The organism is Streptomyces caelestis, assembly GCF_014205255.1.
Lineage (GTDB): Bacteria > Actinomycetota > Actinomycetes > Streptomycetales > Streptomycetaceae > Streptomyces > Streptomyces caelestis.
In genome coordinates this window covers 7,940,633-7,955,518 of sequence record NZ_JACHNE010000001.1, presented here as the reverse complement: position 1 = coordinate 7,955,518, position 14,886 = coordinate 7,940,633, and the positions used below count along the sequence as shown (strand labels likewise).

Sequence of the window (14,886 nt, the reverse complement as noted above, 5' to 3'; positions counted from 1 at the left end):
AACCGGCTGACGGCCAGGAGCGCTGGCCTCGCCCCCCGATCACCGTCCGAAGAGATCTGCGCTCCTGCCCTCCAAGAGCTCCAGTGCCTCCTCCCACTGAAAACACTCCGCTCCCCCGCCGGCCTTCGGCTGGTGCGGTTCATACGACCCCACGAGCACGCCCATCTCCCGCAACTGGTCCAGGCTCCTGCCGTACGCCGGGTGGGCGCGTACGAGCCGGATCCCGAGCTGCGCGAGTTCGTCCACCTACCGCTGCAGGTGGATCCGATGGATCACCTCCGACGCGAAGTGCACCCGACCGCTCCGGACGCCTGGATCGACGACAGCAGGACGCGGGTGGGTTGCGAGACCCCATCCGCGCTCTTCTACCGACCGGAACTCGACGGCCAATTCGAACTGCTGCGTAACCTGGCCAGGTTGGAGACCACCCGGGTTCACCCGCCGCAAAGCGGCCAGGCGCTCTGCGAGTGGTTGAACTCCCGCAAGGACAACGGTCAGTACCCCAGCGCTCGCGATCTGCTGGACACGCACGTCCCTGTCGACCTGGTGACCGACAGCGAGGTGGAGAGCCTCCTGGAAACCGTGCAGGAGGGACGGCGCGCACTCCGGACCACGATGTCGGGAATCCTGCCCAACGTCTTCGGCAGCGGCGAACGGGACGTTCAGGGGGTTCGGAACGAGATCAGGTTCGCCGCCCACGAGGCCGGCCTGATCGGCGAACTCGTACGCCCGCTGGACGACCCGATCTCGCGCGCCGAGTGGAGCTTTCCGCACCACGCCGCCGCGCTGTCCCGTCGGTACCGGGTCAGCACACACCCGGCGGAGCGGAAGGACGGACTGCTCAAGCTGGGCGAGGGCCTGGCCCGGGTGCTGGGCGTGCTGGCGCTCACCGAGCTGGCCGCGTCGAACGGCTTCTCCCGGAAACTGCGCAAGCAGTTCCGGACCGGCGCCACCTTCGGCACCTGGCTCTGGATCCTCGACCGGCTGGAGTCCGAGGGAATCGCGCCCCGCGTCCAACAGCTCGCCACCGTGCGCGACCGGGGCAACGCACGCGCCCTCTTGGGCCACATCAAGGACTTCAGGAACACCTCGCACCACGCGCACGGCGTCCGCGCCAGCCACCAACTGGCGGAGGACGTCGAGCGGCTGGAACCACACATCGTGCGGGCGATCAGTGCGGTCAGCTGGCTCTCTGGGACGCAGTGGGACTGGGTGGAGCGGTGCGAGTACCTCGACGAGGGCTCGTACCGGATCGTCGGTCTCCGGCTGAGAGGCAGCCATCCAAGCTGGGAGCCGTTTGAGCGGTCGAGCACTCAGCCGCTACGGCCCGACCGCATCTACGTGGACAGTGCCCCGTACGGGGCTCCGGTCGACCTCTGGCCGTTCGCCGCCGTCAGCCTGTGCGAGGAGTGTCGGACGCGGGAGCTCTTCCTGCTCAATGAGGTCCGGGACGATCAACTGACGCTCCGCAGCCTGGAGGAGCATTCGCTGGAGATCACCTACGGCCCACCCGAGTAGCGGCGGGGCGAAGCTGAGCGACCTGGCGCGGCTGCGCCAGGTGCGCGATCAGATCGACCGGGAGTACGCCAAGCCACTGACTATGGAACGGTGTTCGATCAGCGTCTTGATCCTGGCCAGGGTCCAGGTCTGATCCGGCCAGCCGTGCGCGACCGATCCTTTGGCCAGCTCCTGCTCCAGAACAGGGGATGACGCGTGACCTCAGGCGTTCTCGTCATGGATCCGCGCACCCAGATCCTCCGCCCACTCCAGCGCCCACGCCTTGAGTTCTTCGATCTGCCGGGAGGTGAGCCCGTACGCGGTGTAGTCCTCATCCTCGTACCAGTCCGCGCCGATCAGCCGGTCCCGGAGGTTTTCGAGGCTGAACTCGTCGTGGGCGCGACGGCGGCCCAGGGATTCGAGGTCGGCGGTGGAGCGGTGGCGGGAGGCAGCCTGGACGTCGATGAGGTCGCGGACGGTGCCGCGATCGGCGAGGGCACGGACCTTGGTGCCGATCACGTCGTCGAGGGAAAGAACGGGGCCGTAGGGTGTCTGGGCGGGCGGAGCCCAGAACGCCTCCTTGAGGACGTCGACCTCGCACTCCTCGCCGGTGTCCGGATCGGTGACGAGGAACCGGCCGCTGAGCGGATCGGTCTGGACGTGCGTGGTCCGCCATCCGCGCGCGCTGAGGCCTGCTGTGAGTGAGGCGACGATCTCCTGCATCGGAGCGGGGTTCTCGGTGGCGACGTCGAGGTCACGGCTGAAGCGTTCGACCAGGCCGTGGGCCTGCACGGCGTATCCGCCGGTGAGGACCAGAGGGTAGGGGGAGCCGAGGTCGAGGATGTCGGCGAGGAGACGCTCATGGAGCGGAGTGAGCTTCACGCGGCGGTCGTGTCGGCTGGAGCGGTGCGGAGCAGCTCGGAGAAGGCGTCCTCCCAGACCTCGCGGATGTAGGGACTGATCAAGCGCCGCAGCACGGGCCACTGCTCGGTGAGCAGCCGGTGGTGGAGGAGGGCCACCAGGTCCTCACTCAGTCCTTCGGCGAGGACGGTCCGGTAGAGCGTCATGCGGGACTTCGGACGGTCCAGGCTGTAGCTCGTCCGCCCGGACCAGACGATGTGGAGCGGCAGGTCCACGCTGCCCTCGACGGGGCCGGCCAGCTCCTGCAAGCGCTCGGGCAGTCGGCTGCGGTAGCGGTCCCGCAGCACCTCGGCGCGGGGGGCGGTGATCGTCGTGTCCATGCATCCAGTATCGCTGCTGGGAGGCGGCGGCATGGCGGATACGGGGGTCCCCCCATCGTACGTACACAGGTCGGGCGGCCACCCGCCCTTCCCTCTGACATATCACCCAGTGGGTGCTTGGCGCATCATCGCCTACCCGCGCAGGCCCCCAGGTGGCGCGGCAACCGGCTGCCCTGCAGACCCGGGACCAGCCCCGCTCGCGGGCGCGGGCGATCATGACGCAGCGGGTCACGCGGAGGGCCGCCGCAGTGGAGTCGGCTGCGGCTTCGGTCTCGGTGTCGGAAATGACGACGGTGCCGAAGCCGAGGCCCATGGCGCCGGCGCAGTGGACGAGAAGGACAACAGGGCGGGCGAGGTCGCGTTAGCGGCCAGAGGGGGCAATCGGCATCTATAAGGCACGCCGCTTCGGTCCCGAACGCAGCCCGCATCCTCAGGCCCCATGCCGCGGACGAGCTGTCGAGTCACGCAGCGAACCTCCCGAGCGGGGGCCAGGCACCTGTGTCCAGGTCCCCCGTCATGACGGCCACCTGGTCAGCAAGCTGGGACGCTCCCGCGCCCGATGCTGACCGTTTGCTGACCCGAGCGGAGCTATCAAGCCGCTGACCTGCAGAAACACCCAAACGCTAGATCTTGGACTTGACATGGTGCGCAGCATGAAGAAGCTCCCGGTTTGTCTGCTCCCTGCCTGCCGTCGCAGGTCAAGGGCCGTGCCCAGAGCCTATGGGCCTACTTCGAATTGCCTGACCGGTCAGCAGACGCCGGGTGTTCGAGGGCTCACACCTTCCGGTCCTGGTGTGGAGGCCCTCCCGGGGCGCAGACCGGTCTCCGCGTCAGGCATACGGGATGATCAGGACGGAGCCCTTGCCCACCTCGACGGTGGATGGGCCGTTGCCGAGCCCGCTCCAGATCTCGACGCGGACGGTTCCGCCGTTCAGGTCGCCCAGGGTGCCCGAGGACGAGTGCAACCCCTGCCGGGCCGCGAGTAGTCCTGCCAGCCGGTGACCGGGTCGGTGGCGAAGTAGCGGTACCTCTCGACGCGGTCGAATGTGCCGTCGCCGGTCAGGGCGTAGGAGACCCGGGCTTGCTGGGCGTACCCGACGTTGGTGCCGGCGTCAGCCTTGAACGTGAAGGCGGTGCCTGCGCCGCCTTCAACGCGCCCTTGACGTTCTTCACCTCGTAGACGAGCAGGTTCTTGGGCGTTCCGTCGTTGTTGGTGCCGCCCGCGGACGCAACGGTGTCCGAGGAGCCCGTCGCGGTCGCCTCGGTGGCGAGCGGGCGGCCGGAGCGCAGGTAGAAAGTGTCGCCCGTGACGTACGGCGGGGAGCGGGTCGCCGGCGGTGGTGACGGTCACGCCGGCGCTGGCCGGCCCGACCTGGTTCGCCGTGTCGCGGGCCCTGACGGTGTAGGTGTACTCGGTGCCGGGGGTGGGCCCGGTCTCCTTGTGCGTGGTGCCGGTGATGGCGGCGACCTTGGTGGTGCCGCGGAAGAGGTCGTAGTTCTTGATGCCCTTGTCGTCGGTCGCCGGGGTCCCGGGTCAGTTCGACCGAAGTCTCGGTGACGTCGGCGGCGACCGGGGTGCCGAGCGCGGACGGCTTCTCGTCATCGGGCGGGGGTTCCTCGCCGCCGCCCGTGGCGCCGCACAGTGTGGCGAGCTGTGTGTCGTCGCCCGCTCCGGACGCGGTCGACTTTGCCGGGGCGTTCAGGACGTCGAAGAGCACCGAGCACTCCTCGGCGCCGTAGTTGTGCGCGGCGTAGGTCAGGGTGCCGCCCTTGTCGAAGGCGACGGCCGTCGGGGGTGTTGGCCGTGATCGTCGTGTCGGGGGACGCCGAGGGAGTTCATCGTAGCGATCCAGTGGTAGGTGGTAACGGTCCAGTCGCTCCACCCGTCCGCCTTGGCGTCCGGGGAGTTGAGGTCCGCCAGGCCGAGGGTCAGATCGGCCTTGTGCGCGAACTCGTACTGGCGGCCGCCGCCGACGATCTGGTGGTCCGTCGGGTAGCCGACCTCCAGGCCGCCGTAGACCGCCTTGTAGCTCAGGAAGTGGCCGTACATGTTCTCCGACCACGGATTGGAGGCGAATCGCTGGAAGATCAGCGAGGACCACCAGTCGTTGGTCGGCACGGGCTTGTCCGCCATGACGGGCGTGACCTTCGGTTTGACCGCCTGGCCGCCGTAGTTGGACGGGCCACGCCGTCCGGCCGGCCGGATGTCGCTGTAGCTTCCCTTCCCCGCGTCGATCGTGGCGCGGAGGCGACACCGACTGCCGACGGTGGACGCCAGACTCGCGGCGGCCAGGGCTCCTTCGTCATCCGCGCAGCAGGTCCCCTGGTCCCACCTGCGCACACAGGGGTGGCTCCGTTTCTCCCTCGTACGCCAAGTGGAGTTCACGTCGTGCCCGGGTCGCCAGAACGTAGTACGTCATGCGCAGGGCTGCCGAAGTGGGGTCGACCGCCGCGTCCGTGTGCGTGTCGGGGATGACGACGGTGTCGAAGCCCAGCCCTTTGGCGCTCGCCCGGTGGACGAGCACGATCCCCGGGCGGCCGAGGTCCAGCGTGCGGTATCGGCTCTGGGCCGCCCGGGCGCGGGACGTGTACAACCGCGGTCTGAGCCGGGGCGCTCTGCGCTCCAGACTGCCGAGCAGCGAGAACTGGGTTTCGGTGGAGTTCACGATCACGCCGATGCTCTGCTGCGGGTGCCTTTGCGCCAGCAGGACCAGCAGGTCGGCCGCGCCGCCGTGCGGCAGACGGTGCAGGCGCGGGGGCGGCCCTTCCCGTTCCGGGAGGACGGGCAGACCGGTTCCCGTGTGGAAGTGGGCGGCAAGGGACGCGATCTGGCGTGTGTTGCGATGGTTGCCGCCCAGTGTGAGAGATGTACAGCGGCCCAACCGCTCGGCGATCTCACCGAGCGTGGAGTTGGCGTCGGTCAGCCGCTGGCACTCGTCCGCGAACACGGTCGTCCGGGCTCCGAGCAGTCGGCAGAGGCGATAGAACTCCGGCGGGAGGTCCTGCCCTTCGTCGACGACCAGGGTGAGTCCGGGCACCGGGCCGGTCTCCACGGCACGGTCGTAGAAGGCGGGCCAGTCGAACCAGCCGTCCGTACCACGCGCCGGCTGTCCGCCGTACCACTCGGTGAGCCACGCGTGCGCGGTCGCCACGCGCACGCTGCGGTCCGCCGGGCCGAGCGCGTGTACGGTCGCGGCCAGTGACTGACGGAGCAGATTGGACCGGGTCAGCAGGACCGCCGGGGTTCCGGTGAGGGCGAGCATGATGGCCCGTTGGACCGCCAGGAGACTCTTGCCGCTGCCGGGCGGTCCGCTGATCAGGTGATTACCGTCAAAGGGAAGGCCGTCGAGGCAGAAGCGCTGTTCCGGTACGAGGTCGAGGTACGTGAGGGTCACATTTCCTCCAGGGCATCCACCGCGGAGCTCCGGGCAGCAGTGACGATCGACTCCAGGTAGCCGGGTACCTGTTCGCCGCCGACGACGAGAGCGCGGTCGAGGAGAGTGTTGCCGGTCTCGCAGCTCGTCTCGGGCAGCAGGGCACAGGCGTGGCACGCCGCACGGTTGAGGTTGCCGAAGCCCTGGCCGGTGTGTTCGGCGCAGAGGGGGTCGGCTGAGCACCAGGCGGCGGCTTCGGTCATCCGCAGCAGGGTCTCGGCGAGGCGCGGCGGCTCGCCCTGCTGTACGAGCCCGCCGAGGGTGCCTTCGGCGTCTCCCGCGGCGGTGTAGACGAGGATGCCGTACTGATCCTGTTCGGGGCGTGCGTAGACGCGTTCGCGCAGGCTGGCCGTCGTGTAGCCGGATTCGAAGGAGAGCTGGCGGATCAGCAGGTGGGCAAGGGTGTGCAGAAGGACGAAGCGCGGGGAGAGTTCTTCCCCGGTCAGGGCTTGGAGCCGTTCTTTCTGAAAGGAGCGGTCGAGGTCGGCACGCATGCCCGCGACGCGCCGGCGCACCTCCAGGCCGTTTTCCCACGAGGTGAGTTCCGCCTTGTCGAGGGTGAGGAGGATGCCTTCTCCGAAGACTTCGACGGCCGGGAGCCACTTGAGGCGCCGGGCGGTGTCGGCGGGAACGAGAGCCGCATCCGGGGAGACCCGGCTGAAGCCGGACAGTGCGCGTACTTCGCGCAATCGGTCGGCGAGCACGATCCGGCCGATGCGGCGGTGCAGGCCGGCCCAGGGTTCGGCGATCTCCTGGCCGAGCCCGAGGGTGGTATCGCGCAGCGTGAAGTCCCTAGTGGCGGGTGGGGTCGGCGCGGTGAAGGCGGCCCACTCCTCGCGGCTGAGGTCGGGGCGGGTGGGCGCCAAGCCCGGATCGGATGATGCGACGGGCAAGGGCTGCCCGGTCTCCTCGGCGAGAAGGGCATCGAGAAGGTGGTCGTCGGCGCCGGTGTCCTCCTGGATCATCGTGCGGAAGACATCGGCCCGTGGGGTGCCTGCGACCCGGCAGAGCGACACCCACAGGTCGTGCTCGCGTACGCGTTCGGCGAGTTCCTCGTCTCCGTGCGCTGCAGGCGCGTCCGACTCGGGGATGTCGAGCGCCGAGTGCACGACCGGGTAGTACAGGTTGCCCGCCGTGCGCTGCACGATCTGGACGGGCATGGCGCACTCCGTGGCCTCGTTGGCCCGCTGCCAGGGGTTGCGTCCCGAACAGCGCATGCCGTGTGTGCCGAGGATGTCGAGCAGGTCGCGGGATGCCCCGCATTCCTTGGCCGTGCACGTGACGGAGAGCGCTTCGAGGCCGGAGGCGCGCTCGGACACCAGGAAACGGAGCCTCTCGCGTTCGCCGCACTGCCGCCGTTCGCCTGCTTCTCGCCGCGAGTGAGCCCAGAACCACCAGTCCACGTCGCCGAGGTGACCGGCCGCGCAGATCTGGACGAACCGCATGGGGGCGAGGGTCCGGCCGGGTGAGCATGAGGGGCAGCGAGGCGGCTGCCCCTGCTTCTCGTCGGCGATGCGCCACCGCTTCATACGCCGGCATGCCCCGCAGAACAGCCAGGACGGGAAGCGGATGTAGGGAGCTCCGGGAGCGTCGGGGCTGTCGAAGCGGTCGTTGGCGGTGGGGGGTGCGGCGTAGAAGCCCGTGACGCCGAGTCGGCCGGCGAGCCGCGGCGACTCGATCCGCTGTTTGGCCTTCTGCGGCCAGTCGCCGATCCCCGTGGCGACGAACGACTCGCCCTGGATGTCGAAGACGGCCCCGACACCGAACGGCAGAACGGTCTGCGACTGGCGTACGCGGAGTGTGCGGCTCACAGGTCGGCTCCCTTCACCATCACCTGGCATTCCCGGTCGACGTTGCGCATCGAATTCGGTGTCTCCCACAGGCCGTAGCGCTGCTCGAAGCTCTTGATCAGGTTGGACTGTCCCTTGCCCTGGCTGCGGTAGTAGAGCTCGCGGCCGTTCTTGCGGGCCTCGCGGGCGGCGTCCTCCCAGTCGGCGAGGAGTTCCGCGAGTTCCTTGCGTACGGCGTCGGCGGCATACGGTTCACCGGCGGCGGCCCGCGCCGCCAGCTCATCGACAAGGGCTTCCATTTCAGGCAGCCGGTCGAGGATGTGCCCGGCCTGGTTCTCGGCGGCGAGGCCGAGGCGGTGGCGTACGAGGATGACGAGCGCGGCGTGCAGGGCACGCCGACGTGAGGGGACGGACCAGGGGGTGACGCTGGTCGGTTCGACGTGCCGGTAGAGGGAGCGGTGGTACACGTCGAAGGTCTCGTAGTGCGAACGGTCTCTGGGGCGGGTGGCGTTGAAGAAGGTGACGACGAGACCGGGCACGGTGTGCCGGCCGACCCGGCTGGTGGCCTGGATGTATTCGGCCGTCGTCTTGGGCTGCCCCTGCATGAGCATCAGGGCGAGCCTCTTCACGTCGATGCCGACGGACAGCATGTTGGTGCACGGCAGGAACGACACCGACTGCGGATCGCTCCAGGGTTTTTCGAGCCGGTCGAGGAGGACGGGCTGTTCGGCGCGCGGCAGGTTGCTGGTGAGTTCCTGTACCTGGTGGTCAGGCAGTGCTCTGGCTCCCGAACCCGAGTCCAGCCCGGTGAGCTGTGCGGGGATGTCGTCGGCCGCGGCCGTGACCGTACGGCCGAGTTCGCGGAGGCTGTGGTGGTAGGCGACCAGCGTCCAGTAGGCGTCGCGGTGTTCCTCGGGGAGTTCGTAGGCGCCTTGCAGCATCGCGGCGGCGGTGGCGACGGCGGCGCGTCCTGCTGTGTGTCCCTGGGCCATGACGCCGAGGTAGCGGCGGCCGGGGCGGGAGGTATCGGGTTCGGCGAAGTAGGAGTGCCGGGCGTCGAGTCCGGCGGGCGGGAAGAGCTGTGCGCGGCTGCCGTAGAGGGCGCGGATCTGCTCGCCGGAGCGGCGGATCGTCGCCGTCGAGGCCACGACCTTGGGTCCGATCCCGTCACGGTCGGTGCACAGCCCGAGTACCGCCGCCTCGTACAGGCCGACGGTGGTGCCCAGCGGGCCGGTGAGCAGGTGCAGCTCGTCCTGGATGACGAGGGACGGCGGCCGGTTCCCGCTGCCCGCGCCGAACAGCCGTCCCGAGCGCGGCTCCCACGCGAGCCGGGCGAACTTGTCCACGGTGCCCAGGACGAAGGTGGGCGGCCGGTCGTACAGTTGCTCGTCGACGACGGCGACGGGCAGCTCGTCGTGGAAGGCGCACTCCCGGCGCGGGCAGTAGAAGGTGAAGGAGTCGGCGGTGGCGCGTACTCCGTAGTCCCCGATGTCGGGTGACTTGTGGGCGGGCATGATGCGTGTGCCGCACCACGGGCAGCGGTCGAGGATGAAGACGTCGTCGGGCCGGGCGGCGCCGCGCACGTCGTCGAAGACCGCGCGTGCCTTCTCGTACGAGTTCGGGGAGGTGGCCTCGCCGACCCACAGGCCGATGGAGAAGGGCTCGTCCCCGTAGCGGGCCGGGTGGGCGCGGCGCAGCGTCTCCAGAGCGCAGACGGTGGTGGCCGCGCGTTGGAACTGCTGGGTGGTGAGCAGGCTCAGGGTGTAGCGGCTCAGCACCGCGGTGCCCCCACCGTCCTCCTCGCCCCGGCGGAGCACCATCGCGAACGCGGCCAGCAGGAGATAGGCCTCCGTCTTGCCGCCGCCGGTCGGGAACCAGATCAGGTCGGCTGTCGTCCGGTCGCGGTGCCGGGGGTCTGCCACGCCGTCGAGGGCGAGCAGGAAGAACGCGAGCTGGAAGGGCCGCCACACGGCGTCCTGGCTGGGCTCCGGGTCGAGGAGCACCGCGTCACGGCGGGCTCGGCGCTCACCTGCCTGGTCTCGGGCGGAGTGCCGCATCTGGAGGGCCATCGCGCGGTTCGCGGTGCGGAACGCGTGCTGAAGCTCGGGCCGCGCCGGGTCGCAGAGGGTGCGAACGCCGGACTCGATTCGGGTGACGGCGGCGTTGACGCGGGCCAGGACTCGGTCGGCGGCCTCCCGGCCCCATGCGGGGACCTCGGTGTTCAGCTGCCCCACGTACCAGGCCCGATAGTCGGCTGCGAACTCCGCGAGTTCCTCATGCAATTGAGCCAGAGGCACGGAAGGGTCGGCGAGGTGGAGCACGTTCAGTACGGGGGAGCCGGTGAAGCCGGCGGCCCGTACCCCGCTGACCTCGGCCTCCGGCATGACGGCGGCCTTGAGAGCCGTGACCGCCCGATCGCCGCGCTCGTCGGGCGCGGCATACCGTTCCTCGACGGCGCATCCGTGGCCGACGGCGTGTGTGCGGACGTGCCGGTACTGCAGACGCAGTTCCTGTTCCTCCGGGTCACGGCTGGCCAGCCGCACGCTCGGGTAGGGCAGAACATCGCCGTCCGCGGGCCGCGCTTCCAGTTCGATCTGGAAGAGCATCCGGTCCCATTGCGTGGCCTTGCCCAGGGTCGGTTCGTGGTGGGCGATGTTCACCAGGGCTACGGTGACAAGCTGTCCGGAACCGAAAGCGCGCCTGCGGATGCGGATCTCGGCACGTCCGTCGAGCACGGGGACGTGGTCCCGGTCGGGTCCGAGCGCGTGAGTCTCTTCGGGTAGCGGGACGCGTTCCCAGCGGCGGCCCCGCTCACCGGTGGCGGCCAGAGTCTTGTAGCGGGCTCCGGCGCAGCGCACGTCGATGGTCGTTGCGTCGGTGTAGAAGCTGAGGCCGAGTGAGGACGGCAGCCAGGAGTTGGACTCGGGCACGGGGTCCACCGCGGGCGCCGTGTCGTCGGCGCCGCCCTCTGTACCGGCGCCGTCGAGCTCCTCTGCCGCGAGGTCCAACTGCCGTTGAAGGTCGGCTTCCTGTGGATACAGGGTGCCCATGAGGTATTCGCGGTCCGGTGGCGCTTCGAGCAGCTCGTGTGTCCCAAAGGCAGGGCCGACGAGCCGACGGTGCAAGGAGGAGACGAGTTCCTGTCTGGGGTCCAACGTGGTGCTCCTGAAGCGGGTACGAGTGGGGCTGGGCACGGGACGGGCCCGGGGTTTGGAGTTCGGCGTCAGGACCGGCGCCAGCGATCCCGAAGGGGGGGGCGATCCGCAGCGGCTTCGCGCTCGGCGACAAGTTGTTGCTGCACTTCGGTGATGCGAGCCCAGGCGTCGTGCTCAGTCTGGGCGATGCGCGCTGCGGCACGCTGTTCGGCCGCCGCGACCTGGGCCGATGCCTGCTGCTGGGCGGTATGGAGAGCCCTGTCGCGTTCGGCGATCTGGGCCTCTGCCTGCCGCAGCCGCTGCTCGAGGCCAGCGATGCGGGCCTCCCCCTCTTCGCGGTAGCGCCGCAGCAGCTGGCCGGTTTCCTCCGCCCGCCGCTGGGCTTCGTTCGCCCGCAGGTGCAGTACCGCTGCCCGCTCTTCGGCCGTTCTCGCCCTGTGTTCCGCCTCGTGCGCGCGCTGTTCGGCCGCACGGGCGAGTTGCTCGGCGTCATGGGCGCGCTGCTCCGCCCGGGCACCGCGCTCGCGAGACGCGGCCAGCGCTGTCCGGACCGCGCGTTCTCTCTGCTCGGCGTGTTCCGCCCGCTCGATCAAGGTCTGCTGCGCCTCGCGATGCCCGTCCTTGAGGCGCGCGATCCGCTCCTCCGCCTGTGCGCGCAGGTGCTGCTCCTTGCGGAGCAGCGCCCTGTCCGCTCGGCGCAGCAGCGTCTCCTCCAGGACGTTGAGCTGGTGCTCGGTGTCCGCGAGGGCGGCGATGTGTCGGGCGTCGGCGGCCTGCCGCTCCGCTGCGAGGTAACGTTGGGGTTCGTCCCGTTCGCGTGTCAGTTCGGCTTCGTGCGCCTGGCGCACGTCGTTGAGGCGCCGTTCGGCATCTGGTTCCGCTTCTCCCCGCCCGGTGCCGGGGTGTGCGGTTTTCGCTTGAGGTATTTCCCCCGGCCTTCTGGAGGACCTGGATTCGCGCCTGGCATTGAGCAGAGACATGAGCTGCTCCTGGGCCGCCGGTGCCTCAGCACTGCCGTGGTCGGCCTCCGGGTCACCAGCTCTGAGCGGCTGTGTCTGCATTCCAGCCCTGTCTTCCTGTGGCCGCTGGCTGCCTGGCACGGCGTTGGCCTCTGCGTCCACCTGGTCGCGGCTGACTTCAAGCGGCCCATCCGCGCGAACCGCCCCAGCCCGGACCTCGTCCGGCGAATCCACCGAAGGGCCGTCCAGGTCCGCCCGGGGGCCGTCGAGTGAGGCCGATGTGCCGTCCGGCACTCCGGCTGCGCGCACCTGCGCGCCGTCCTCGGGCACTAGCCCCCGCTCCGAACGGGGCCCTGCCACGAAGCTGCCGGGCGAACTGTCCTCGGGTGCTTCTCCCTGGCCGGCACGCAGCGGGACCTCGGCAACGAACTCCCGCAAGGAGTCACGCAGTGCGAGGCGCGACTCACTCAGTACCAGGGGCCTGGCTGCCAGATACGCGCGCGGAGTCATGCCTACCAGCGCCCCGGCCGGTCTCTCGAAGAAGTCGTCCGGCCGTAGCTCAGCCTCCTTCACGGCGTCGAACACTCGCCGCAGTACCTCCAGGGCCGATATCACCGGCCGGTCGAGCATTCCCCTGTCGCGCGCGGCACGCGCAACGGCGTCGGCCGAGGACCTACCGAGCAGCACGATGAGCTGCGAATGCCCCACCGCCAGCAGGGCGTACTCGGCGAGCCACGCCACTCCCCCGCCGAACTCAGGCGGCATCCGCAGCGCCTTCTGCCAGTCCGCTGTGTACTGCGTGGATTCGGGAACCACCGGCTCAGGGACTGACGGTCCGCTCGCCTCGGTGGCAGCCTGCGCCGAACGTGAACACTCCGGCGCAGACTCCAGTGCCGGCTCCGTGCGTGGCTTCGGAACCAGACCGACATCCGATGCGGCATCGTGTGCGGCGGCCGCTGGCCCAAGCTGTGGCTCCGCCACCGGTGGGGGATCATCGCAGCGCCCCTCGGACCGGCGGTCCGTCTGCTTCCCGAGTTCGACCGCAGGTGCGGTCTGAGCCTCCGACGGCGCGTCTGTCGCAGAGTCCGTCGACGCCTCGCCCGGTTCGGTATGAGCGCCAGGGGCGGCAGTCGTTCGCGCTCCGGGGCATTCGCCGTCCAGCGTCTCCCCCGCTTCGGCGGACGGCTCCGTTCCTTCGGGCGGAGCCTGCTTCGCTGCGGAGTCGGACAGCGTGTCGGGCACCCGCTGTGCCCCGGCACTCTCCGTCCTGGCCCGCGCACCGTTGCCGGTTCGCCGCTCACCGGCCGGCTTGTCGGCCCTGTCGGGTTCCTCTGCATAGCCCCCGTCGTACTGGTATGCGGCGGTGAGTCCGGCCGCCACCAGCCGATACTGGAACTTCTTCTTGGCCTTGGACTCGATCTGCCTGACGCGCTCGCGGGTCCGTCCGATCTGCTTGCCCAGCTCGTCCAGGGTCGACGGCTCGCCCCCGTCCAGACCCAGGCGCCGGATGAGGATATGGGCCTCGCGTTCGGGGAGCGTGTCGACCACACTCATGATCTGTTCCAGCAGCATGGCGTCGAGCACGACCTTCTCCACCGGCGGCAGTGGATTCGTCCATCCGATGAAGTCGCCCAGGGTGACCCCGTCTCCGATGACGCGGTCGAGGGAGTCGGTGCGCCGGCTCAGCCTCCGGATCTCCTCGACCTTCTGCAGGGTCATGTCGCAGTGCACGGCCACGTCAGCGATTCCGGCGGGCCGCCCCTGTACCGCGAGGGTGCGTTCCGCCAGCGCCACCTTGCGCATCTGTTCGTGCATATGGACCGGGATGCGAATGACGGCGCCCTCGTCCGCGATGGCCCGGCTGATCGACTGGCGGATCCACCAGGTCGCATACGTCGAGAACTTGAAGCCCTTGGCCGGGTCGAACTTCCGCGCCGCCCGGATCAGCCCCAGCACGCCGTGCTGGAACAGATCCTCGTAGTCCAGCCCCTGCTCCAGATACCGGGGCACCATCTTGTGCACGAGTCGCTGGTTGTGCAGGACGAGACAGTCCCGGGCCCGGATCCGAAGGTCGTCGGGGGGCAGGCCGCTCAGCGTGTCGTCATCGGGTTCCTCCGTCATGCGGTCCGGTCCGCCACGCAGCAGCACGGCGAGTCCGACTTCCGCTTCGGCACTCAGCAGACGCGTCTCCGGCCGCCTGCGGAAGCGGTCGTTCTCCAGGACGGCCAGCGCAGCGGCAGCAGCGGCCGTGAGATCCCCGATGGCCCTTGCGGTCTCCGTGTCCGGCAACGGGACTGGCTCGTCCTCCGCACCACCCTCCGGTGCGCGTTCCTCGACGTCGGTGAGCTTGACCGCGGTCTCCGCGCTCGTCACCGCCGTGGCAACGGCGTCGCTGCGCACACGCGCCCCGGCCCGCAGGGCCGCTGCCTCTGGCGCACCGAGGCCGGCCAGACGGACGACGCCATCCAGTGCGCGGGCAGTCACGTAGCCCTCAGGGTCGGCGTACCGGCTCAGTAGCGCCCGAACGACGTCACCGACGACAGAAGTAGAGCTGGACACATTTTCTTCACGGATTCGTGCAACCTTTTCCGCATTCGGACCGTCACCGTCTGCATGCACTACCGCCCCCAGGACGGGCAGCCCCAGCCCTGCCAGTTCCTCGCGAAGCCGTTCCCGCTCGGCATCACCGAGCCCCAGGGCGCCGGCTTGCTCCAGGAACACGGATTCCGGCACGGCGCCGCCGACCGCCGCATGACGCAGGCGGGCCAGCAATTCCGTCAGAGCGGCCTTCATTCCGGGTGCGCGACCCG

The 14,886-nt window shown here is 69.7% G+C and carries 8 protein-coding genes and 3 pseudogenes; 1 reads left to right on the top strand and 10 read right to left on the bottom strand.

What is annotated here, in order from left to right:
* Positions 1-39: 39 nt before the first annotated feature.
* Positions 40-207 (bottom strand): annotated as a pseudogene (locus HDA41_RS41900) (flavoprotein); the annotation flags it as partial.
* Here HDA41_RS41900 and HDA41_RS35995 point away from each other — a divergent pair.
* Positions 133-1,518: a hypothetical protein gene (locus tag HDA41_RS35995; protein ID WP_184991527.1), complete on the top strand. Its 1,386-nt coding sequence runs from the start codon at positions 133-135 to the stop codon at positions 1,516-1,518. The pseudogene HDA41_RS41900 and the gene HDA41_RS35995 sit on opposite strands and share 75 nt — an antisense overlap.
* 87 nt (positions 1,519-1,605) lie before the next feature.
* On the opposite strand, the pseudogene HDA41_RS42880 reads toward HDA41_RS35995, so the two are convergent.
* The 9 genes and pseudogenes from HDA41_RS42880 to HDA41_RS35960 all read right to left on the bottom strand — a co-directional run.
* Positions 1,606-1,701, bottom strand: a pseudogene (locus HDA41_RS42880) (helix-turn-helix domain-containing protein); the annotation flags it as partial.
* 18 nt (positions 1,702-1,719) lie between these two features.
* Positions 1,720-2,379: a nucleotidyl transferase AbiEii/AbiGii toxin family protein gene (locus HDA41_RS35990; RefSeq protein WP_184991525.1), complete on the bottom strand. Its 660-nt coding sequence runs from the start codon at positions 2,377-2,379 to the stop codon at positions 1,720-1,722.
* Positions 2,376-2,738 (bottom strand): hypothetical protein, encoded by a 363-nt coding sequence (locus HDA41_RS35985; RefSeq protein WP_184991522.1) that lies wholly within the window; start codon positions 2,736-2,738, stop codon positions 2,376-2,378. The genes HDA41_RS35990 and HDA41_RS35985 overlap by 4 nt, the downstream gene beginning before the upstream one ends.
* Before the next feature lie 830 nt (positions 2,739-3,568).
* Positions 3,569-3,703 (bottom strand): hypothetical protein, encoded by a 135-nt coding sequence (locus HDA41_RS41895; RefSeq protein WP_260423383.1) that lies wholly within the window; start codon positions 3,701-3,703, stop codon positions 3,569-3,571.
* A gap of 890 nt (positions 3,704-4,593) precedes the next feature.
* Positions 4,594-5,031: pseudogene (locus tag HDA41_RS35980) on the bottom strand (glycosyl hydrolase); the annotation flags it as partial.
* Positions 5,032-5,041: 10 nt separating this feature from the next.
* The gene (locus tag HDA41_RS35975; RefSeq protein WP_184991520.1) at positions 5,042-6,133 is read right to left on the bottom strand and encodes a DEAD/DEAH box helicase; all 1,092 of its coding nucleotides are present in this window, start codon (positions 6,131-6,133) and stop codon (positions 5,042-5,044) included.
* Entirely contained in the window at positions 6,130-7,983 is a 1,854-nt protein-coding gene (gene drmB / locus HDA41_RS35970) for an MrfA Zn-binding domain-containing protein (RefSeq protein WP_184991518.1), read from the bottom strand. Before drmB ends, HDA41_RS35975 begins: the two co-directional genes overlap by 4 nt.
* Positions 7,980-11,117 (bottom strand): helicase-related protein, encoded by a 3,138-nt coding sequence (locus HDA41_RS35965; protein ID WP_184991515.1) that lies wholly within the window; start codon positions 11,115-11,117, stop codon positions 7,980-7,982. The genes drmB and HDA41_RS35965 overlap by 4 nt, the downstream gene beginning before the upstream one ends.
* 68 nt (positions 11,118-11,185) lie before the next feature.
* A complete protein-coding gene (locus HDA41_RS35960) occupies positions 11,186-14,869 on the bottom strand; it encodes a sigma-70 family RNA polymerase sigma factor (RefSeq protein WP_184991513.1) in 3,684 nt (1,227 codons plus the stop codon).
* Positions 14,870-14,886: the final 17 nt, after the last annotated feature.

Bases quoted from the DNA above. Each gene is read 5' to 3' on its own strand.
- HDA41_RS35985 (WP_184991522.1), bottom strand. From the start codon at position 2,738: ATGGACACGACGATCACCGCCCCCCGCGCCGAGGTGCTGCGGGACCGC.
- HDA41_RS35960 (WP_184991513.1), bottom strand. From the start codon at position 14,869: ATGAAGGCCGCTCTGACGGAATTGCTGGCCCGCCTGCGTCATGCGGCG.